We start from the raw sequence: 19,701 nt of genomic DNA on the forward strand, positions 1-19,701 counted from the left end.
ATCACGACCGTCCCGCGGCACATCACTGCGGGTCAATATCACTGCAGGTCACCATCACTGCGGGTCAATGGAGGGTCAGAATGCCGGATGCCGCTCCGCTGGAGCCAGGCGATCCCCGGGCGCTGGGTCAGTACGAGATCGTCGGGCGGCTCGGCGCGGGCGGCCAGGGCGCCGTCTACCTCGGCAAGGGGCACGACGGCGGCTACGTCGCCGTCAAGCTGCTGCACGCCCAGATGGCGAACGACCCGGCCGCGCGCGCCCGCTTCGTCCGCGAGGTCTCGGCGGCGCAGAAGGTCGAGCCGTTCTGTACGGCACGGGTGCTCGAGGCCGATGTCCAGGGCGACCAGCCCTACGTCGTCAGCGAGTTCATCGACGGGCCGTCGCTGCACGACGTGGTCGCGCACAACGGCCCGCTCGGCGCGAGCGAGCTGGAACGGCTCGCGATCGGCACCGTGACCGCGCTGGCCGCGATCCACGAGGCCGGGATCGTGCACCGCGACTTCAAGCCCAACAACGTCATGCTCGCCTCGGACGGGCCCCGGGTGGTCGACTTCGGCATCGCCCGTACGGTCAACTCGCAGGAGAGCGCGGTCACCGCGACCGGCATGGTCGTCGGTACCCCCGGCTACCTGGCGCCCGAGCAGCTCACCGGGGCACCGCTGACGCCCGCGGTGGACATCTTCGCCTGGGGCGCGGCCATGGTGTTCGCGGGCACCGGGCAGTCGCCGTTCGAGGCCGACACGCTGCCGGTGATCATCAACCGGATCCTGAACGAGGAGCCGGACCTGTCGGCGCTGCCCGCCGGGCCGGTGCGCGACCTGGTCGGCCGCTGCCTGTCCAAGGACGCGGGCCTGCGCCCGCCGGCCGCGCAGCTGCTGCTCAACCTGCTCGGCCATGTCGGGGCGGCTCCGGCCAACCCGAACGCGCAGGAGGACCTGCTCAACCAGGGCACCCGGATCGCCGCGCAGATGCCGGCGCCGCCGCGCGTCCCGCAGATGCCGCAGCACACGCCGCCGCCGCAGCCGATCACCCCGCCCCCGATGCCGATGCACCAGGGCGGGATGAACACGCCGCCGCCGCAGCCGATCACCCCGCCGCCGATGCCGATGTACCAGGGGCAGGGGTCGACGCCGCCGCCGATGCCCATGCAGGGGATGCAGCCGCCGATGCAGGGCATGCAGCCCATGCAGCCCATGCAGCAGGGCGGGCCTCCCCGGCCGCCCTACCCGGGGCCGCCGCCCACCCAGCGGTCCTCGTCGAACGGCCCGCTGATCGCCGGGATCGGCTGCGCCGTCCTGGCGGTGCTGGCCATCGTCGTCGTGGTGATCGCGGTGGCCATCGGCGGCGGGGACGACGACCCCGACCCGCCGCCGTTCACCTACTCGGCCTCGCCGAGGACCACCTCAGGCGCCGGGACCGGGATCATCGGGATCTACCGGGGCACTGGCTACCAGCCCAGCGCCGGATCGGGCCGCACGACCTTCAGTCCCACCTTCTACATGGCGGGCCGGACCGGGTCGGCGAGCTACACCTACTCCGACTCGGCGACCTGCCGGACGAGGCTCACGCTGATCTCCGGCAGCGAGGAGGACGGCGAGGCCCAGTACCGCGAGACGCCCACCGCGGGCCAGACGGGCGACCTGTGCGCCTCCGGTTACGTCACGTTCAAGAACATCACCAGCACCAGCATGCGCTGGGAATGGCGGCAGACCATCTCCGCCACCTCCTACGACGCGTTCGGCAGCGTGCGCAAGAGCTGACCCGAACCGGTCACGACCGGCGACCCGGCGCCCTCGGCGCCGGGTCGCCGTTATTGTTGATCTATCTCCCCGTCCCCCGGCCTTCGAGGAGCGCGATGCCCGAGATCGCCCCATTGCGCGAGGGTGATCCCCGGACTCTCGGCCCGTACCGGCTGATCGGCCTGGTCGGAGAGGGCGGGCAGGGCTCGGTCTTCCTGGGCGAGCACGTCCCGCCGGGAGGCGGCCCGGCGGACGACGGCCCGGAACCCGGCGCGGGCGCGGAACACGGCGCGGGCGCGGAGGGCGGCGGCAGGGTCGCGGTCAAGCTGCTGCACGCGCGGCTGAGCGGCGACGCCAAGGCGCGGGCGCGGTTCGCCGACGAGCTGCGGGTGGCGCAGCGCGTGGCGGCCTTCTGCACCGCCCGCGTCCTGGACTCCGACGTCGAGGGCGACCGCCCCTACATCGTCAGCGAGTACATCGACGGTCCCCCGCTGTCGGAGGTGCTGTCGGCCGAGGGGCCGCGTTCGGGGGCCGATCTCGACCGGCTCGCGATCGGGACGATGACCGCGCTGGCGGCCATCCACCAGGCGGGCGTCGTGCACCGCGACTTCAAGCCGCACAACGTGCTGCTGGCCCCGGACGGCCCGCGGGTGATCGACTTCGGCATCGCGCGCGCCCTGGACGCGACCGGCACGCTGTCCAGCACCGCCGTGGGCACGCCCGCCTACATGGCCCCCGAGCAGATCTCCGGCGGCGCCATCGGCCCGGCGACCGACGTCTTCGCCTGGGGCGCCACGATGATCTACGCGGCCACCGGGCGGCCCGCGTTCGGGCAGGACTCCATCCCGGCGGTCATGCACCGCATCCTCAGCTTCCCGCCCGACCTGGGATCGCTGAACGAGCCGCTGCGCGGGCTCGTGCAGGCCTGCCTCAACAAGGAGCCGTCCTACCGGCCCTCGTCCGAGCAGGTCCTCGTCCACCTGCTGAGCCTGGCGGGCAGCCTTCCCCAGCCCGGCACCGGCGCGGGGCAGGCCCAGAGCCCCGACCTGGAGTCCACCGCGGTGCTCAACCAGGGCGTGGAGGCCGCGTCCGCGCACGCCAACTCCCGCCTCGCGGCGGCTCCCGTCCCCTTCCAGCGGCCGGACGCGTGGACCACGCCCGCGCCCTTCCCCCAGCAGGCGCCGCCGCCCCAGCAGGCGCCGCCCCACCAGGCGCCGCCCCACCAGGCGCCGCCCCACCAGGCGCCGCCCCACCAGGCGCCGCCCCACCAGGCGCTGCCCCAGCAAGCACCGCCCCAGCAGACGCAGCCGCCGCAGTGGGGGCAGCCCGGCACCTGGCCCGGTGGCGCCGTACCGCCGTCCGCGCCCGGTGGCCGCCGGCGGCCGGGCATCGGGGTGCTGGCCGGAGCCGGCAGTGCTGCCCTGGTCGTGCTGGTCCTGACCGGCACCGCGATCGCCATGCAGGTCCGGGGGGACGATCCGTCCGGCAGCGGGTCCGGTAGCGCCGGCAGGACGGGCGGCGAGCTGCGGATGTCGCTCGACGCGGTCACCGGGGACGGCCTCGCACCGTCCGACGCCGTGTACGGCACCGAGCGACTGGTGGCCAAGCAGGTGTTCACCGGGCTGGTCGAGCTGACCTCGTCGGGTACGGTCCGCAACCGGCTGGCCAGCAAGCTCGATCCGGGGACCGACTGCTCCAGCTGGTACATCGGCGTGCGCGGCGGCACCACGTTCAGCAACGGCGATCCCGTCGACGCGCAGGCCTTCGTCCGAGCCTGGGTGCGCGCCGCGCAGCGGACCGACGGGCTGGCCTCGCTGCTGCTCGGGGACGTCAAGGGGTTCAGCGAGGCCCGCACCGGCAAGAGCGCGACCATCTCGGGGCTACGCCCGTCCGGTAGCGGGTTCAACGTCGACCTCATCTCGCCCGACTGCGCGTTCGACCGGCGGCTGGCCGATCCGATGCTCGCCCCCGTTCCGGCGAGCGCGGGCAAGCACGACAACGCGGCCTACAACCTGAAGCCGGTCGGGAACGGCCCGTTCACGATCGAGTCGTACGAGAAGGACCGCCAGATCATGCTGGTCCGCAACGACGCCTGGGCGTTCGGCAGGACCAAGCTCGATCGCGTCGTCATCGAGCTGGGCACGGAGGCGACGAGCCGTACCAGGACCGGGTTCCACAGCGGGCGGTACGGATGGGCCTCGCTGGCGGCCGAGGACATCGCCGCGTCCCGGAGCGACCGGGCCCTGGTCCACCAGCCCTCGCAGGGCCTGAACTACCTGATCCCGCTCACCGCGCGCGGCCCGATGAAGTCCAAGGACGCCAGGCTCGCGGTCTCGTACGCGCTCGACCGGCAGGCGCTGAGCAGCACGCTGTACGGCGGTGCGTTCCCGGTGGCGCACGGCATCGTCTCCCCTGCGGTCCCGGGTTTCGGCAAGAAGGGGGTCTGCTCCTCCTGCGACCAGCACGACGCGGCGACGGCCCGCCGGTACGCCGAGGCGGCGGGGCTGAGTCCGGGCGCCAAGATCAACCTGTACGTCCGGGGGCTGACCTCGTACCAGCGCTGGGCCGAGGTGGTGAAGAGCCAGCTGGAGAGCACGCTCGGCTGGGAGGTCGAGATGAAGATCGTGAAGGACCTGGGCGAATGGGCGCGCGAGCTCTCCTCCGACGACGCCTCGGGGCTGGCCACCTTCGCCTGGCGGCCGGACGTCCCGACCGCGTTCAGCATGCTGCGGCCGCTGCTGTCGAGCGATCTGGTCGCCACCGCCGACAACGGCTGGACGAACTACTCCGGCTGGAAGGACGCGCGGTTCGACCAGCTGATCTACGAGGCGCCGCGGACCAAGGACGCCGCCGGCGTACGGCAGCGAATGCTGGAGGCCGAGAAGCGGGCCCTGGACGACATGGCCCTGATCCCACTCCTGCACACCGGGGCCGCGGCACTGCGCAACGGCAAGTTCACCGGCCTCCAGATGGACTTCGAGGGCGACCCGACCCTCGCGACCGCCGCGTACAAGTGAGCCCTCCAGCGGGCGGGTAGCGCCCCTCAGGTGGCAGGGCCTTCAGGCGGCAGGGCCCTCCAACAGCACGGCCCTCAAACGGCAGGCCCCTCAGGGGGCGGGGTGGATCAGCGGCAGCCGTACGGTCACGATGAGCCCACCGCCCTGGCGCGGCGCCGCGTGCACCGATCCCCGGTGGGCCAGCACCACGGAACGGACGATGGACAGCCCGAGGCCCGCGCCCTTGGCCGACTCGACCCGGTCGGAGTTCAGCCGGCGGAACGGCTCGAACAGCCGGTCCACCTCGTAGGCGGGCACCATCGAGCCGGTGTTCTCGACCTGGACGGTGGCCCAGCCCTCCAGCACGCCCGTACGGGTCCAGACCTCGCCGCCGTCCTCGTTGTGCTTGACGGCGTTGTCGACCAGGTTGGTGACCAGATGCTCCAGCAGCACCGGGTCGCCGAGCGTGGTCCCCTGGGTCAGCTCCTGGTGGACGGTCAGCTCGTGCTCGCGCTCGCTCTTCCGCCGGCCCGAGCTCTCCAGCACGGTGGCGGCGACCTCGGCCAGGTCCACCGGGGTACGGGTGGTCAGCTCGCGCTCGCTGCGGGCCAGCAGCAGCAGGCCCTCGATCAGCCGCTCGTGCCGGGCGTTGGTGGCCAGCAGCGTGCGGCCGACCGTGCGCAGGTCGTCGGACGCCTCGGGATCGCCCAGCGCGACCTCCAGCAGGGTCCGGTTGATCGCCAGCGGGGTGCGCAGCTCGTGCGAGGCGTTGGCGACGAAGCGGCGCTGGGAGTCGAAGGCCTGGCCGAGCCGCTCGAGCATCGCGTCGAAGGTGTCGGCCAGCTCCTTGATCTCGTCGTCGGGGCCCTCCAGCGCGATCCGCTCGTGCAGGGTGCTCTCCGAGAGCCGGCGGGCGGTACCGGTCACCCGCTGCAGCGGGCTCAGCGCGCGGTCGGCGACGAAGTAGCCGACCGCCAGCGCGATGATCCCGACCCCGGCCAGCGCCACCAGCGACCGGCTCACCAGCTGCTTCATCGTGAGCGTCTTGAGCACCTCGGAATCGAGGCAGCCGGTCTGCGAGCAGATCCTGGTGCCCTCGGGGAAGACCTGGTCGAGGATCTGCCCGACCAGGACGTAGGTCACGAAGAGCAGCAGCGCGCCGGCCATGAAGAACAGCAGCCCGTACAGGACGGTCAGGCGCAGCCGCACGCTCACCCGTCCGGGCGTGATGCGCAGATCCGGGGGGAACCCGTGGCCGCGCTTCCTGCCGCCGGCGAAGGGCCTCGCCGCCGCCCCTGCGGGCGGCGAAGCCCCTGCGACCGGCTGGGCGGGCCCGGCCTCGGGCCGCCCAGGGTGCGGCCACTGCTGCGCCTGCTCCGGCCGCTCCGGCCGTTCTGGCCGCTCCGGGGCGGTACTCACAGCCGGTACCCCACGCCGGGAACGGTCTCGATCACCGGAGGATCGGCCAGCTTCTTGCGCAGCGTCATCATCGTCACCCGGACCACGTTGGTGAACGGGTCGATGTGCTCGTCCCATGCCTTCTCCAGCAGCTGCTCGGAGCTGACCACGGCGCCGTCGGCGCTCAGCAGCACCTCCAGCACGGCGAACTCCTTGCGGGTCAGCTCGACCGGGCGGCCGTCGCGGGTGACCTCACGGCGGCCCGGGTCCAGCGAGATCCCGGCCCGTTCCAGCACCGGCGGCAGCGGCGACACCGCGCGGCGGCCCAGCGCGCGCACCCGGGCGATCAGCTCGGCGAAGGCGAACGGCTTGGCCAGGTAGTCGTCGGCCCCGATCGACAGGCCCTCCACCTTGTCGTCCAGCTCGCCGGCGGCGGTCAGCATGATGATCCGCGCCGGGTAGCGGTGGGTCACCAGCTCCCGGCAGACGTCGTCACCGTGGATCCGGGGCAGGTCGCGGTCCAGGACGATCACGTCGTAGTCGTTGACGCTGGCCCGCTCCAGCGCGCCCGCGCCGTCGTAGGCCACGTCCACGGCCAGCGCCTCCCGGCGCAGGCCGGTCGCGATCGCGTCCGCCAGGACCCGCTCGTCCTCGACGACCAGAACACGCACTGCGTCCCCTCCCTCCGGACCCGCGCAGCGGCGGCTCGCCCGCCGGAGGGCGGGGCCGTCCAGCATCCAGGTATGCCATGGCGCCCGTAAGACGCCCGTAAGCCGTACGTTCCCCGGCGCCTCCACAAGGACGCCGGCAAGATCCCGGCAGGATCCCGGCAGGACCCCGGGAAGGATCCCAGCTCAGGAGGCCGTCGCGCGGCACCCGGAGTTCACCGGAGATTCACCCGCAAGCCGGGGGGTCGAAACAGGTTTATTTTCAGCGTAGGGATGGGTAGACAGGGCCTGATCCGGAGGGAGGCCCATGGGCGAGCTGTCACAGACCATCAAGCAGCGACTCGACGATGCCTACGAGTCGTTGCGCCACGCCCACGCCGACGATGACATCTACCTGGCGGACATCCGCCAGGAGGAGATCAAAGAACTGCGCCGGATCGCAGCGAATCACGACATCGGCATCGAACCACCCCGCTGCGACTGAGAGATCCAACGCTGAGAGAGCCAGATCCGACGGGGCGGTCACGGCGGCCGCAGCGCCCGGCGCGGCCGCCCCTGGATGGCTCTCTCCCCCTCTTCCCCGGCCCTCGCTCAGTCGCGGGCCGGATCCAGCGGTACGAGCAGGTCGTGCAGGGCCTCGAAGACGCCGGGCCCGCCGGCCACGGCCAGCTCCGGCCCGGCCGCCGCCCCGTTCAGGCCCCCGACCCGGCCACCCGCCTCCTCGACGATCAGCGCGCCCGCCGCGATGTCCCAGGCCTGGACGCCGCGCTCGTAGTACGCGTCCACCCGTCCCGCCGCCAGCGCGCACATGTCCACGCAGCAGGAGCCGCCGCGCCGGATGTCGCGGATGGCGGGCAGCACCGCGGTGAGCACCGTGGCCTGGTGGGCGCGGCGCTCGGCCGCGTACCCGAAGCCCGTGGCGACCAGCATGCGGTCCAGCGGTACGTCCGCGTTGCAGCGCAGCTCTCGCGTTCCGGTGGCCTCGCGCGTTCCGGTGGCACTGTGCAGCAGGGCGCCGCCGCCCCGTACGGCGGTGTACGTCTCGCCGCGCCGCGGCATCTCGATCGCCCCGGCGACCGCGACCCCGTTCACCTCGGCGGCGATGCTGACGGCCCAGTCGGGCAGGTCGTAGAGGTAGTTGACGGTCCCGTCGATGGGGTCGATCACCCAGCGGACCTCGCTGTCCCCGGCGTGGCTGCCGCCCTCCTCGCCCAGGAAGCCGTCGTCCGGGCGGGCCGCGCGGATCCGTTCGATGATCAGCCGCTCGGCGGCCCGGTCCATCTGGGTCACCACATCGGTCGGGCTGGACTTGGTCTGCACCACGTCCGGGCCTCCCGCCGGGCGCTTGTCGACCAGCATCCGGCCCGCCTCGCGGGCGGTCGCGACCGCCAGCTCCAGCAGCTCTTCGGGCAGGCTCATCTCTTCGGTTCCCCCCATTGGTCGCGTTCCGGTGATGCGCGTTTCCGGTGATGCGCGTTCCGGCTTCCCGTTCCCGGGCTTTCGGTTCAGCGTTCGGTCAGCAGCTCGCGGGGCAGCGCGACGAAGCGCGGGTCGGTGTGCGGCGTGCCCGCGCGGACGTAGGCCAGCCCGAGCTCGGCGGCGCGGTCGGCGGCCTCCACATCGAGGTCGAACTTGACCTCCATGTGGTCGGAGACGAACCCGATCGGGACGACGGCCACCGCCGGCGCGCCCTCGCCGCGCAGCTTCTCCAGGTGGTCGGACACGTCCGGCTCCAGCCAGGGCTGGGACGGCGGCCCGCTGCGGCTCTGGTAGACCAGCGACCACGGGACGCCGGGCGCGGCGCGTTCGGCCACCCGTTGCGCGACCTGCTCCAGTTCGGCCACGTAGTCGGGCCGTCCGGGCTGCGACAGCGGGACGCTGTGCGCGGTGAAGGCCAGGCGGCGAGGCCCCTCGGGGAGGCGCTCCAGCGCGTCCCGCGCCGCGTCCACGAAGGGATCGATGAACCCGGGCCGCAGGCAGTACACCGGCAGCTTGTCCACCTGCGGCGCGCCGGGCACCTCGGCGCGCGCGCGTTCGATGTCCTCCACGTACTGGTCGCTGCACGAGTAGCCGCTGTAGGCGGAGGTGACGAAGGCGGCGGCGTGCCGTACGCCGTCGGCCGTCATCCGTCTCAGCGTGTCGGGCAGGTAGGGGTCCCAGTTGCGGTTGCCCCAGTAGACCGGCAGGTCCAGCCCGTGCGCGGCGAAATCGGCCTCGATGGCCGCCTTCAGCTCGCGGCACTGCTGATTGATGGGGCTGACCCCACCGAAGAGGTGGTAATGCTCCCCGACCACCTCTAGGCGTTCGCGCGGGATGTTGCGCCCCCGGGTGACGTTCTCCAGGAACGGGATGACGTCATCGGGCCCTTCCGGCCCGCCGAAGGACACCAGGAGCAACGCGTCGTACGTGCTCGCATGACTCATGCCTCCATCCAACCAGGAGCCGGGTCAGCTGTAGCGGTTGGCGTAGGCCTTGGCCAGGGCGAGGACCTTCTGTACGTACCAGTCGGCGTGGTTGTAGTTCCAGATGGCCTTGTAGAGGGCCCGGCCGCCCCCCGACGCCCCGTGGTCGCACAGGTAGCGGGCCGCACTGGGGATGGCGTCGTACGGGTTCATGATGTCGGCCTTGCCATCGTTGTCGCCGTCCACGCCGTACGACTTCCACGTCGCGGGCATGAACTGCATGGGGCCGAGGGCTCCGGCGCTGGAACGGCCCGGGTTGCGGCCGTGGTCGCTCTCCACCTGGCCGATGGCGGCGAGGACCGTCCAGGACAGCCGCGGGCACGTCTTGGCGGCCTTCTTGTAGAGGTCGAGGTAGCTGCCGCCGGAGGGCGCCTGGTAGCGCTGCTCGTGCAGATTGATCACTTTGGCGCCCGCGCCGAGGATCCTGCCGACCGCCCGTACGGTGGTGGTGGGCTCGACGCCGGGCGCGTTGACGAGCACCGCGATGTTGGGCACCAGGCCCATCGAGGCACCGGTCTTCTGGTGGACGAGCAGGTCGATGCCCGGGAGCCCGAGCGAGCCCGAGCCGCCCATCATCAGGCTGGGCATCGTCCGTCCGACCACCGGGTACGGGAAGCCCTTGCTGAGCTTGAGCTGATCGGCGGCGGCGGTGGAGACCACGAACTGGTCCGCGGCCAGCGCGGCCCAGAGGTCGTTGGCCTTGGCGGTGCCGGGCGGCGTCCAGGAGCGGAACGTGGACGGGTCGACCGCGAACGCGTTGACCGAGCGGCCCTGCAGCTGGACGGCGCCGCCGGCGACCGCGATCACGTCCCGCACCCGGCCGAGCTTGGCGATCTTCTGGATCTGGGCCTTGCCGATGGGCGCGGTCCCGACCGCGAGGACGTCCGGGGGCACCACCCGCTTGAGCGGGGCGACCTGGCCGCCATCCGCGACGTTCTTGACCGGGCCTTCGGGGGCGCCGCCGCCCGCGGCGGCGGCCTTGCGTCCCGGCGCGCCGTCCTCGGCCGTCACCACGGCGTACACGCCCCCGCCGAGGGTCGCGGCGGCCAGCACCGCGATGCCGAGGGCGGCCGTGCGCAGCCCCTTACCGCGGGGCTGCGGGGCCGCCGGCGCACGGGGCGCACGGCCGGGGGCCTGGCCGGAGCCGGGGCCTTGGCCGGGTGCGCGCGGTGAAGGTGGAGCCACATCCATTCCCAACGAGAGTCGCCGTGACCGAGTTACAGGTCCTTGTCATTGTTTCGCCCCGGTAACGTGATCTTGGCGCCGGGGGTCGGGCGCCCGGCCGGGGGCGGGGTGCCTCCCGAGGGGTGGAGGGGGGCGTGGATGTCCGGTCCGTACCGGGAGCTGCTGGCCGTTCCCGGCGCCCGCCTCTTCGTCGCAGCGGGCTTCGTGGGACGCATGTCGATGGCGATGGTGGGCATCGGAATTGTCCTACTCGTGTCCGCGGTCACCGGATCGTACGGTATCGCCGGTGGAGTGGCCGCGACCCTCTCGCTGTCCTACGCGGTGGGATCGCCGCTGAGCGCGCGCTACGCCGACCGGTACGGGCAGCACCGCGTCCTGGTGCCGGTGGTGCTGGCCAACGCGGTGAGTTTCACCGTGCTGATCCTGTTCGCGGAGCTCGGACTGCCCGTCTGGACGCTCTTCCCCGCCGCCGCGATGGCGGGGCTCACGCAGGTCTCGCTGGGCGCGTGGGTACGGGCCCGGTGGTCGCACGTGCTGCGCGAGACGCCCGCGCGGCTGCACGCGGCGTTCTCGTTCGAGTCGGTGGTGGACGAGTCGATCTTCGTGGCCGGGCCGCTGATCGTCACCGCGCTGGCCACCGCGGTCCATCCGGCCGCCGGGCTGGGGACGGCCGCCTCGTTCACGCTGGTGGGCTGCCTGCTGCTGGCGGGGCAGCGCGGCACCGAGCCGCCGCCACGGCCCCGGCCGCCGGGGGCGCGCGCTCGCGGCGTGCTCGGCAACCCGGCGATGCTGGTGATGATCCCGGTGTTCCTGCTGCTCGGCGTGGTGTTCGCGGCGATCGACGTCAGCGGGGTCGCGTTCGCGGAGGAGGAGGGGCACAAGGCGATGGCCGGGGTCCTGCTCGGCTGCTACGCGCTGGGCAGCGGGGTGGCGGCGCTCTGGTACGGCGCGCGGCACTGGCGCACCCCGCTGGACCGGCGGTTCCGGGTCGGCCTGCTGCTGGTGGCGGTCGCGATGGTGCCGCCCGTGCTGGTCGGCGATCTCTACCTGATGATGGTCGTGGTCTTCTTCTCCGGGCTGGCGATCTCGCCGACGATCATCCCGGGGTACGGGCTGGTCGAACGGCTCGTACCGGAACACCAGCTCACCGAGGGCCTCGCGCTGGTGTCCACCTCGGTCGGGGTGGGGCTGGCGGGGGGCTCGTCGGTCGCCGGGTACGTCGTGGACGCGCACGGGGCGCAGGCGGCGTTCCTGGTGCCGATGGCGGCGGCGCTGGCGGCGGCCGCGGTCGGGCTGGCCGGGACGAAGATCATGAGAAGCGGGGGATCATGAGAACCGGCGACCGGGCCGCCGGTGCCGCGCGCGCCGGCGGGGGTCCGCCCGCCACCGACAAAACATGAACTTTCCTCGCGATCGCTGCCCGAGTAGAGTCCTCGCATGTCCCCCGGCAGTACACATACCTGGCACAACTGGGCAGGTAACCAGCGCGCCACGCCCCATCGCATCGTGACCCCCCGGACCACCGCGGAGGTGGCCGCGGCGGTCCGCACCGCCGCCAACGACGGCCGCACGGTGCGGATGGCCGGGACCGGCCACTCGTTCACCGGCGCCGCCGTGGCCGAGGACGTGCTGCTGCGTCCCACCGGCCTGACCGCGGTCCGCTACGTCGACACCGCGAGCGGCCTGGTCACGGTCGAGGCCGGCCTGCCGCTGCGCACGTTCAACCGGATCCTGGAAGAGCACGGGCTCGCCCTGGCCAACATGGGCGACATCCAGGAGCAGACGGTCGCGGGCGCCTCCCAGACCGGCACGCACGGCACCGGCCGCGACGCCGCCGGGCTCGTCTCCCAGATCACCGCCATGGAGATGGTGCTGGCCGACGGCAGCGTGGTCACCTGCTCCCCCGGCGAGCGCCCCGACCTGTTCGACGCGGCGCGGGCCGGTCTCGGCTCCCTCGGCATCGTCACCGCCATGACCTGGCGGACCGTACCGGCGTTCGTGCTCCAGGCACGCGAGGAGCCGATGCGCTGGGACGAGGTCCTGGAGCGGGTGGACGAGTTCGACGAGGCCAACGAGCACTTCGAGTTCTACTGGTTCCCCCATACGGACAACTGCCTGACCAAGCGCAACAATCGCGTCGAGGGCCCCGCCGAGCCGCTGTCGAGGTTCAAGTACTGGCTGGACGACGAGTTCCTGTCCAACAAGGTCTTCGGCCTCATCAACCGGGTGACGCACCGCGTCCCCAAGGTGACCCCGTTCGTCAACGGCATCTCGGCCAAGGCGCTGGGGGCGCGTACGTACAGCGACACCTCCTACAAGGTGTTCACGAGCCCCCGTACGGTGCGCTTCAAGGAGCAGGAGTACGCGATCCCGCGCGAGCGCCTCGTACAGACGCTGCGGGACCTGCGCGCCCTCTACGAGAAGCGGGGCTGGCGGATCAGCTTCCCCATCGAGGTGCGGCTACTGCCCGAAGAGGACGCCTGGCTGTCCATGGCGTACGGGCGGCGCACCGCGTTCATCGCCATCCACGTCTACCACCGCGACGCGCACGAGGACTACTTCCAGGGGATCGAGGAACTCCTCACGGCGGCCGGTGGCCGTCCCCACTGGGGCAAGCTCCACACCCGTGACGCCACGTACCTGGAGAAGGTCTATCCCCGGTTCCGCGACTTCCAGGGGCTCCGGGACGAACTGGACCCCGAACGGCGCTTCGCCAACCCGTACACCCGCCAGGTCTTCGGGTCTTAAGCGCGCCGCCGCCCTACGGCGCCTGCGGGGCGGAGCCGGAGCCGTCCCCACGGTCGGCGTCGCCGCCGGGGCCCGTGGTCTCGGACGGCTGCGTGACGCTCGGCTCCGGCGACTGGGACGTGGGCGGGGCCGTCGTAGCGCCGGGCTCGGGATCGGTCGTGGGAGGCTGCGCGGGCTCGCGCGTCGGCTCCGTGGTCGTCCCGGGGTCCATCGTCGGCGCGTCGGACGGCTGGGGCGCCTCTTCGGTGTTCTCTGTGGCGGGCGTCTCGTCGGGCGTGCCGCCGCCCCCGCCGCCCAGGTTTCCCCAGGTCGTCCCCTGGCCGTCGTTCGCGCCGACCCAGCCGGACGCCGGCTTGTCGGTGACCTTCTCCAGCACCGTGATGCCGGTCATGACCACCGCGAAGACCGCGACCGACGACACCGCCAGCACGATCCAGCGCCGCTTCGCCCAGGTCAGGGTGTCGCGGAACGCGTCCTGCCAGGCGGCCCGGCGAACGGCCTCCGGCCCCGCCTCGGCCGCCAGCGCGTCCGCGACCGTCTCGGCCGGCGAGCGGTCGAGCCGGGTCGCGCTCGGATCCGCGCCGCCCGCGCCCAACGGCAGGTCGAAGCGCGTCGCGCCCGGGTCGCCGCCCGGCCACACCACGGTACGGCTCGGATCGGCGCTGGTCGCGCGCGTCGCGGCGCCCTGCGCCACGGTCTCGTCGGCCACGGCGTCGTGCAGGTGCGTGCGTTCCTTGATCTGCTCCTTGCCCTGGTCCAGGTAGTGCTTGGCGACCGCGGCCCCCGCCGTCGAGACCACGCTCATGAAGGCGGCGCCGATGATGGTGCCGTACACCCCGAGGAACGACGCGCCCACAGCGGCGGCCAGCGTCGCCAGCCCGCTGGCGATGAGCTGGCTCGTGCTGAGATCCAGCGCCTTCCGCCGCATCCGTACGTCCCCCGTCCACCCGTCACGATCAGACCCCGTAGGTCGCAACTACCGGAGGACCGTGCGATGTTCCATTTCGCGACGTGATGATGGCAACGTCACAAGACTGGAGCCGCAGTCTCAAGTCAGGCACAGTGTCGAGTCAGGCGCAGTCTCGACTCGGGCGCAGTCTCAAGTCAGGCACAGTGTCGGCTCAGGCACAGTCTCGAGTCAGGCACAGTGTCGGGTCGGGCAGAGTGTCGGGTCGGGCACAGTGTGGAAAAGGATGCACAAGAATCGGTAGGGCGGCCCCACGCCGGACCTCGGCACCGGCAAGCTTGGTCAGGTGCCCTCTTCTGCCTCGTGAAGAGGGCTTCGAGAGCGGCGATGTTCGGACATGCCGGGTACGGTGCTGGCAGCAGGTGTGTCCGAAAGAGAGACTCGGGAACCCGGGGGAAGGGCACGCATGCGCCCTCGGCACCCTCCGGTGCCAAAGGAAGGGCAGGAAGGACACGCATGCAGGAGCTGCGCCTCGTCGCGGTCAGCGAGGACGGTACGTACCTCGTCCTGGCCACCGCGGGCCGAGGCACCCGGTTCACCCTGCCCGTCGACGATCGGCTGCGCGCAGCGGTCCGTGGGCACTTCTCCCGCCTCGGCCAGTTCGAGATCGAAGTGGAGAGTCCCTTGCGCCCCAAGGAGATCCAGGCACGCATCCGGTCCGGCGAGACCGCGGAGGAGATCGCCGAATCGGCCGGCATCCCGGTCGAACGCGTCCGCTGGTTCGAGGGTCCCGTCCTGCAGGAACGCGAGTACATGGCCCAGCAGGCCCAGCGCGTCGCGGTGCGCAGGCCCGGCGAGTCCTCGCCCGGCCCGCCGCTGGGCGAGACGGTCGAGCAGCGGCTCGGCCGTGGCGGAGTCGATCTCGAAGAGGTCGAGTGGGACTCCTGGAAGTGCGAGGACAGCACCTGGCGGGTCCGGCTGTCCTTCTTCGACAACGGCCGGCCGCACGCGGCCGAATGGGTCTTCGAGCCGCGCCGCCGGATCATCTCCCCGCTGGACGAGGTCGCCGCCCGGCTGACCGCCGTCGAATGGGACGACGACGCGCTCGGCGACACCGTGACCCCGCTGGTGCCCCGGCGCCCGGCGATGAAGGTCGTCTCCGACTCCCGTGACCTCGCCGCGCCCCCGCCGGCGCCGCGCGGCATCGGCACGTCCCGTCCGGTGGAGTACGAGCCGGAGCGGGCCTCCGAGCGTGCGCCGGAGCGAGCGGAGCGCGCGCCCGAGCCGCTGCGCGCCGCCGCCGAGCTGCGCCGCGAGCCGCCGGTCGCCTCGCGCCCGGTCGCCCGGCACGTCCAGGAGGAGCCCCTGGAGGAGCGTTCCGCCCCGGAGCCGCCCGCCGCCGTGGCCGCGCCCGTGCCCGTCCCCAGGCCCGCTCCCGAGGACGAGGCCGCCGAGCCCGAGCCCGAAGACGAGCCGGCGGCCGAGGTCGAGACCCCGGACGCGCCCGCCAAGCCGGAGGAGCCGGCCGCCGAGGAGACCCACGAGCCCGAGTCCGAGCCAGAGCAGGAGCCGGTCGCCGAGGCCGAGGAGGCTCCCGAGGCGGTCGAGGACGTTCAGGAGGAGGAGCCTCAGGACGAGGCCGCCGAGGAGGCCCCGGAATCCGAGCCGGCCGCCGAGGCGGAGGCGGACGAGGAGGAAGCTCCCGAGGCCGAGCCGGAACCGCAGCGGGAGCCTGAGCAGGAACGGCCGGCCGCGCGGGAGAAGGCCCCGCCGGCCCCCAAGCCGCAGCGGGCGACGACCCGTGCCCCGGCGAAGAAGAAGTCCACCGGACGGCCCACCATGCCGCCCGCGCCGATCGAGAAGCCGGCCCCGGCACCGGCCCCCGCACCGGCCGCTCCGGCGGCGCCCGCGGCGGCCGCCGCGGCGTCGGCGAGCGACACTCCGGCGCAGCGGCCCGCCCGCAACCGCCGCAAGTCCAAGGCCAAGCGCGCGTCCGTCCCGTCGTGGGACGAGATCATGTTCGGGGCCCGCCGCCCCGAGTGACCCCGTCCCCGTCCCCGTCCAGGCCGTGCTCGTCCAGGCTGTGCTCGTCCATGCCGTGCTCATCCAGGCTGTGCTCGTCCAGGCTGTGCTCGTCCAAGAAGGGGCGTACCCACTCGGGGGTGATCCGGGCGGCGAGCGCGACGGCGTCGCCCTCGGCCATGTCCACGGCCGGGTAGCCGCCCTCCCCCGCCCCCACGGCGACGTCGAGGGTGGCCAGGCCGAGGCGGCGCTGGAAGAGGGTCCTGCGGACGCGCCAGCCGATCACCGCGTCATGGTCGACGACGACCTGGCGGCGGCGCAGCGACCCGGCCCGGACCGTCAGCCGTACGGCGTCGGTGGCGTGCCCGAGCTGGCGGTAGCGGTCGAGGCCGAGCGGTACGGCGAGCACGGCCAGGCCGAGGCACCCGTACATCACCCAGGGCTCGTCGGCCAGCAGCGCCAGCACGCTCAGGCCGAGCGGCGGCGCGACCGCCCGCAGGACGCGGCGGCCCCGGGCCGCGAGCGGATGCGCCACCAGCGGTCCCGGTACGGGGCCGAGGACCTCGCCCGCCAGGTCCAGAGCGGTCCGCCGCGGCGCGGCGGGCAGCAGCCGGCCCCGCTGGGCCGCATCGCCCAGCCCCGTGACCAGGGCGCCGAGCCGGACGACCCGGGCGAGCCGTTCGAACGGGTTGTCCGCCAGCTCCACGCCCCGGATCCGGCGCCGCTCCAGCGAGACGCTGCGGCGGGTGATCAGCCCGCGCTGGGCGACCACCGAGCCGTCCGTGGCGTACACCGTGAAGTCCCAGTTGACCAGCGCAAAGGCGATCACCGACAGGACCGGCATGGCGAGCGCGAGCAGCGCCAGCAGCACGAGCACCACCGTCGTGGGCAGCCCGACCAGCTCGTGCCCGACATCGGAGAGCCGGTCCTCGGTGATCAGGCCCAGATCGTCGCCGACATTGTAGAGCGTGCCCAGCAGGCTGCCGGCCAGCGCGAACGGGGTGAGCAGGTAGGCACCGCTGAACGGGGCGAACACGTACCAGCGCGGCCGGATCCGGGCCAGCTCCCGGCGCGGCGGTGCGGGCCCGGCGCCCTCGCGCCGCAGCAGCACCCGGCGCAGCCGTTCGGCCTCCCGGCGGGACACCGCGTTCAGCTCGCCCTCGCCGCCGTCGGCCCCGGCGTCGATGTGCACGATCGCCAGGCGCAGCACGCGGTGCGCGACGGTGGCGCTCATGTCGACGCCGCGGATCCGCTCGCGCGGGATCGTCTTCACCGACCGCTTGACGAGCGAGCGCCGCAGCTCGATCCGGTCGTCGTACACCGTGTACGTGAACGTGAACCACCTGGCCACGTGGAACACGAGCCCGAGGCCGAGACCCGCCAGCGTGAAGTAGAACGCCGTCGACATGCCGCCCACCGCCAGGCCGGTCGCCCCGGCGGCCAGCAGGGCGAGCATCTCCCGGGTCGCCCCCACCACGAACGTCATCGGATGCAGCCGCTGCGCGGATACCTCCACCACGGGCGCATCCACCATGGGCGCGTCCACCGCGGGCGGCGGCTCGGGGTGCCCGCCGGGCCCGTCCGGAACGCTCACGTCGCGTCGTCGCGCAGATCGTGCGCCCGGTGCGCCAGCTCCTCCGACAACCGGGTCGCCACGTCCGCCGGCAACCCGGAGACCTCGGAGGACCCGGTGTGCGAGGCGGTGTTGACCTCGATCGTCGCCAGCCCGAGCAGGCGCTCGATCCAGCCCTGCTTGGTGTCGACGGTCTGGATCCGGCTCACCGGCACCAGCAGCCACTCGCGGCTGAACCAGCCCGTACGGGTGTAGACGACGTCGGCGCTGACCTCCCAGCGGTGCACCCGGAACCGCCACACCGGCGCGACGAAGATCATCAGCAGGCCCGCCACGGCCGCCGCGACGGGCAGCCATCCGATGGCCGTCTCCAGCCATCCGGGCAGCCCCGTCCAGCCGGAGCCCTCGAACCAGGCGGCCACACCCCAGGCGAGCCCGAAAGCCAGCCCCCACAGCAGCAGGGCCTCGATCATCCAGTGCGCGATCGCGCGCGGTGACACCCGGTGCGCGGGCGGCCGCAACCTCGGCGGGCGAGGCTCCCCGCCGCCGGGTGGGTGGGTGGGCCCCGCCGCCGTCACGGACACGAGTCTAGATCTCCCAGGACGCCCGCCAGTGGAGCGTCATCGGCAATCCCTCGCGCGGAAGCGGCGCGCGGGCGGACCGGGCGGCGGTGGGCCGCCGCGATCATCGGTCAACGTACACCGTCGTTCCGGCGAGGCGTCCCGGCCGGCGGCGGGCACCGAAGCCCTCGAACGCGATTCCTTCCGGATTCTCGATCCTTTCCGGATTAATAGTCGCCGTATCAGGGTTTTGTCAGACCTGGATGCGAACCTGACGGCAGGCATCGGTGAGCTGTCAGCGTTCTGACAGCCACCACGGAAAAACTGGATGCGTACCGCACCGGACAACGCATAGTTTGGCCTGCTGCCACGCCAGGGCCTTGAGATGTCCGGCGAACACCCGTACCTAGGAGATCACATGACCTACGCCATCCAGGCCGAGGGCCTGGAGAAGCGCTTCGGTGAGACCCAGGCGCTGGCCGGGGTCTCGCTCACCGCCGACGCCGGCACCGTCCTCGGCGTGCTGGGGCCCAACGGCGCCGGCAAGACCACCATGACCCGGATCCTGGCCACCCTGATCGAGCCCACCGCGGGCCACGCCAAGGTGAGCGGATACGACGTGGTCAAGGAGGCCCACCAGGTCCGGCAGCTGATCGGCCTCACCGGCCAGTACGCCGGGGTGGACGAGATGCTCACCGGCACCGAGAACCTCGTGATGATCGGCCGGCTGCTCGGCCTGCCCCGTTCCGGCTCCAAGGCCCGCGCGCGCGAGCTGCTGGAACGTTTCGATCTGACCGACGCGGCCGAGCGGCCGGCCAAGACCTACTCGGGCGGGATGCGCCGCCGCCTCGACCTGGCCGCGAGCCTGGTCGGCCGGCCGCAGATCCTGTTCCTGGACGAGCCCACCACCGGCCTCGACCCGCGCAGCCGCACCGGCCTGTGGGACATCGTGCGCGGGCTGACCAGCGACGGCGTGACCGTCCTGCTGACCACGCAGTACCTGGAGGAGGCCGACCAGCTGGCCGACGACATCATCGTCATCGACCGCGGTCAGGCCATCGCGCACGGTACCTCCGACGAGCTCAAGGCGCAGGTCGGCGGCCAGATCCTGGAGGTACGCCCGGTCAACGACGCCGACCAGGTGACCGTCGCGCGGATCGCCGGCGAGCTGGCCGGCACCGAGCCCGAGCTGCGCGAGGGCCTGATCTCGGTGGCGATCACCGACCCGGCGATCATGCCCGCCATGGTCCGCCGGCTGGACGAGACCGGCGTCGTGCTCGCCGAACTCGCGATGCGCAAGTCCAGCCTGGACGAGGTCTTCTTCGCCCTCACCGGCCAGCACACCGACGACATCGACGCCGAGGCCGACAAGCTCGCCAAGGCCGCCAAGAAGGAAGAGGCCGCAGCGTGAGTGGAGCGGAGAGGCGCGGCGGCGCCTGGACT

15 protein-coding genes are annotated in these 19,701 nt (G+C 72.7%); 7 read left to right on the plus strand and 8 right to left on the minus strand.

The window, feature by feature from the left end:
* Positions 1–80 precede the first annotated feature (80 nt).
* Together ACH34Q_RS08440 and ACH34Q_RS08445 are read left to right on the plus strand one after the other, a co-directional pair.
* Complete coding sequence (locus ACH34Q_RS08440; RefSeq protein ID WP_395982220.1) at positions 81–1,760, plus strand: serine/threonine-protein kinase; 1,680 nt, start codon at positions 81–83, stop codon at positions 1,758–1,760.
* Between the two features lie 95 nt (positions 1,761–1,855).
* Positions 1,856–4,756, plus strand: coding sequence for an ABC transporter substrate-binding protein (locus tag ACH34Q_RS08445; RefSeq protein WP_395982221.1), 2,901 nt, complete (start codon positions 1,856–1,858; stop codon positions 4,754–4,756).
* A 90-nt stretch (positions 4,757–4,846) separates the two neighbouring features.
* On the opposite strand, the gene ACH34Q_RS08450 is transcribed toward ACH34Q_RS08445, so the two are convergent.
* Together ACH34Q_RS08450 and ACH34Q_RS08455 are read right to left on the minus strand one after the other, a co-directional pair.
* Positions 4,847–6,154: a sensor histidine kinase gene (locus tag ACH34Q_RS08450; RefSeq protein ID WP_395982222.1), complete on the minus strand. Its 1,308-nt coding sequence runs from the start codon at positions 6,152–6,154 to the stop codon at positions 4,847–4,849.
* Positions 6,151–6,804 (minus strand): response regulator transcription factor, encoded by a 654-nt coding sequence (locus ACH34Q_RS08455; RefSeq protein ID WP_395982223.1) that lies wholly within the window; start codon positions 6,802–6,804, stop codon positions 6,151–6,153. The genes ACH34Q_RS08450 and ACH34Q_RS08455 overlap by 4 nt, the downstream gene beginning before the upstream one ends.
* 304 nt (positions 6,805–7,108) lie before the next feature.
* Here ACH34Q_RS08455 and ACH34Q_RS08460 point away from each other — a divergent pair, with 304 nt between their 5' ends.
* On the plus strand, positions 7,109–7,285 hold the full coding sequence (locus tag ACH34Q_RS08460; protein ID WP_395982224.1) for a hypothetical protein: 177 nt from the start codon (positions 7,109–7,111) through the stop codon (positions 7,283–7,285).
* 107 nt (positions 7,286–7,392) lie between these two features.
* Here the strand turns inward: ACH34Q_RS08460 and ACH34Q_RS08465 are convergent, their stop codons facing one another.
* From ACH34Q_RS08465 to ACH34Q_RS08475, 3 genes are all read right to left on the minus strand, one after another.
* The gene (locus ACH34Q_RS08465) at positions 7,393–8,220 is read right to left on the minus strand and encodes an inositol monophosphatase family protein (RefSeq protein ID WP_395982225.1); all 828 of its coding nucleotides are present in this window, start codon (positions 8,218–8,220) and stop codon (positions 7,393–7,395) included.
* Between the two features lie 86 nt (positions 8,221–8,306).
* The gene (locus tag ACH34Q_RS08470) at positions 8,307–9,224 is read right to left on the minus strand and encodes a ferrochelatase (RefSeq protein ID WP_395982226.1); all 918 of its coding nucleotides are present in this window, start codon (positions 9,222–9,224) and stop codon (positions 8,307–8,309) included.
* Between the two features lie 24 nt (positions 9,225–9,248).
* Positions 9,249–10,454: a lytic transglycosylase domain-containing protein gene (locus tag ACH34Q_RS08475; protein ID WP_395982227.1), complete on the minus strand. Its 1,206-nt coding sequence runs from the start codon at positions 10,452–10,454 to the stop codon at positions 9,249–9,251.
* Positions 10,455–10,586: 132 nt separating this feature from the next.
* Between ACH34Q_RS08475 and ACH34Q_RS08480 the strand changes: the two genes are divergently transcribed.
* Entirely contained in the window at positions 10,587–11,780 is a 1,194-nt protein-coding gene (locus ACH34Q_RS08480) for an MFS transporter (RefSeq protein ID WP_395982228.1), read from the plus strand.
* A 105-nt stretch (positions 11,781–11,885) separates the two neighbouring features.
* Positions 11,886–13,196 carry a D-arabinono-1,4-lactone oxidase gene (locus tag ACH34Q_RS08485; RefSeq protein WP_395982229.1) on the plus strand — a complete coding sequence of 437 codons (1,311 nt, stop codon included), beginning with the start codon at positions 11,886–11,888 and terminating at the stop codon, positions 13,194–13,196.
* A gap of 13 nt (positions 13,197–13,209) precedes the next feature.
* On the opposite strand, the gene ACH34Q_RS08490 is transcribed toward ACH34Q_RS08485, so the two are convergent.
* Positions 13,210–14,124 carry a hypothetical protein gene (locus ACH34Q_RS08490; RefSeq protein ID WP_395982230.1) on the minus strand — a complete coding sequence of 305 codons (915 nt, stop codon included), beginning with the start codon at positions 14,122–14,124 and terminating at the stop codon, positions 13,210–13,212.
* A gap of 495 nt (positions 14,125–14,619) precedes the next feature.
* On the opposite strand from ACH34Q_RS08490, the gene sepH reads away from it, so the two are divergent.
* Complete coding sequence (gene sepH, locus ACH34Q_RS08495; RefSeq protein ID WP_395982231.1) at positions 14,620–16,146, plus strand: septation protein SepH; 1,527 nt, start codon at positions 14,620–14,622, stop codon at positions 16,144–16,146.
* On the opposite strand, the gene ACH34Q_RS08500 is transcribed toward sepH, so the two are convergent.
* Together ACH34Q_RS08500 and ACH34Q_RS08505 are read right to left on the minus strand one after the other, a co-directional pair.
* Positions 16,118–17,719, minus strand: coding sequence for a PH domain-containing protein (locus ACH34Q_RS08500; RefSeq protein ID WP_395982232.1), 1,602 nt, complete (start codon positions 17,717–17,719; stop codon positions 16,118–16,120). The genes sepH and ACH34Q_RS08500 overlap by 29 nt on opposite strands.
* Positions 17,716–18,276 carry a PH domain-containing protein gene (locus tag ACH34Q_RS08505; RefSeq protein ID WP_395982233.1) on the minus strand — a complete coding sequence of 187 codons (561 nt, stop codon included), beginning with the start codon at positions 18,274–18,276 and terminating at the stop codon, positions 17,716–17,718. Before ACH34Q_RS08505 ends, ACH34Q_RS08500 begins: the two co-directional genes overlap by 4 nt.
* A gap of 400 nt (positions 18,277–18,676) precedes the next feature.
* Between ACH34Q_RS08505 and ACH34Q_RS08510 the strand changes: the two genes are divergently transcribed.
* Entirely contained in the window at positions 18,677–19,669 is a 993-nt protein-coding gene (locus tag ACH34Q_RS08510; protein ID WP_395982234.1) for an ATP-binding cassette domain-containing protein, read from the plus strand.
* The last annotated feature ends 32 nt before the right edge of the window (positions 19,670–19,701 follow it).

It is taken from the genome of Actinomadura sp. 9N407, from assembly GCF_044326315.1.
Lineage (GTDB): Bacteria > Actinomycetota > Actinomycetes > Streptosporangiales > Streptosporangiaceae > Spirillospora.

What these genes read in the sequence shown, in the direction of transcription:
- ACH34Q_RS08490 (WP_395982230.1), bottom strand. Translation starts at nt 14,124, where the DNA reads ATGCGGCGGAAGGCGCTGGATCTCAGCACGAGCCAGCTCATCGCCAGC.
- ACH34Q_RS08475 (WP_395982227.1), bottom strand. Translation starts at nt 10,454, where the DNA reads ATGGATGTGGCTCCACCTTCACCGCGCGCACCCGGCCAAGGCCCCGGC.
- ACH34Q_RS08440 (WP_395982220.1), top strand. Translation starts at nt 81, where the DNA reads ATGCCGGATGCCGCTCCGCTGGAGCCAGGCGATCCCCGGGCGCTGGGT.
- ACH34Q_RS08510 (WP_395982234.1), top strand. Translation starts at nt 18,677, where the DNA reads ATGACCTACGCCATCCAGGCCGAGGGCCTGGAGAAGCGCTTCGGTGAG.
- ACH34Q_RS08470 (WP_395982226.1), bottom strand. Translation starts at nt 9,224, where the DNA reads ATGAGTCATGCGAGCACGTACGACGCGTTGCTCCTGGTGTCCTTCGGC.
- ACH34Q_RS08445 (WP_395982221.1), top strand. Translation starts at nt 1,856, where the DNA reads ATGCCCGAGATCGCCCCATTGCGCGAGGGTGATCCCCGGACTCTCGGC.
- ACH34Q_RS08480 (WP_395982228.1), top strand. Translation starts at nt 10,587, where the DNA reads ATGTCCGGTCCGTACCGGGAGCTGCTGGCCGTTCCCGGCGCCCGCCTC.
- sepH (WP_395982231.1), top strand. Translation starts at nt 14,620, where the DNA reads ATGCAGGAGCTGCGCCTCGTCGCGGTCAGCGAGGACGGTACGTACCTC.
- ACH34Q_RS08460 (WP_395982224.1), top strand. Translation starts at nt 7,109, where the DNA reads ATGGGCGAGCTGTCACAGACCATCAAGCAGCGACTCGACGATGCCTAC.
- ACH34Q_RS08465 (WP_395982225.1), bottom strand. Translation starts at nt 8,220, where the DNA reads ATGAGCCTGCCCGAAGAGCTGCTGGAGCTGGCGGTCGCGACCGCCCGC.
- ACH34Q_RS08485 (WP_395982229.1), top strand. Translation starts at nt 11,886, where the DNA reads ATGTCCCCCGGCAGTACACATACCTGGCACAACTGGGCAGGTAACCAG.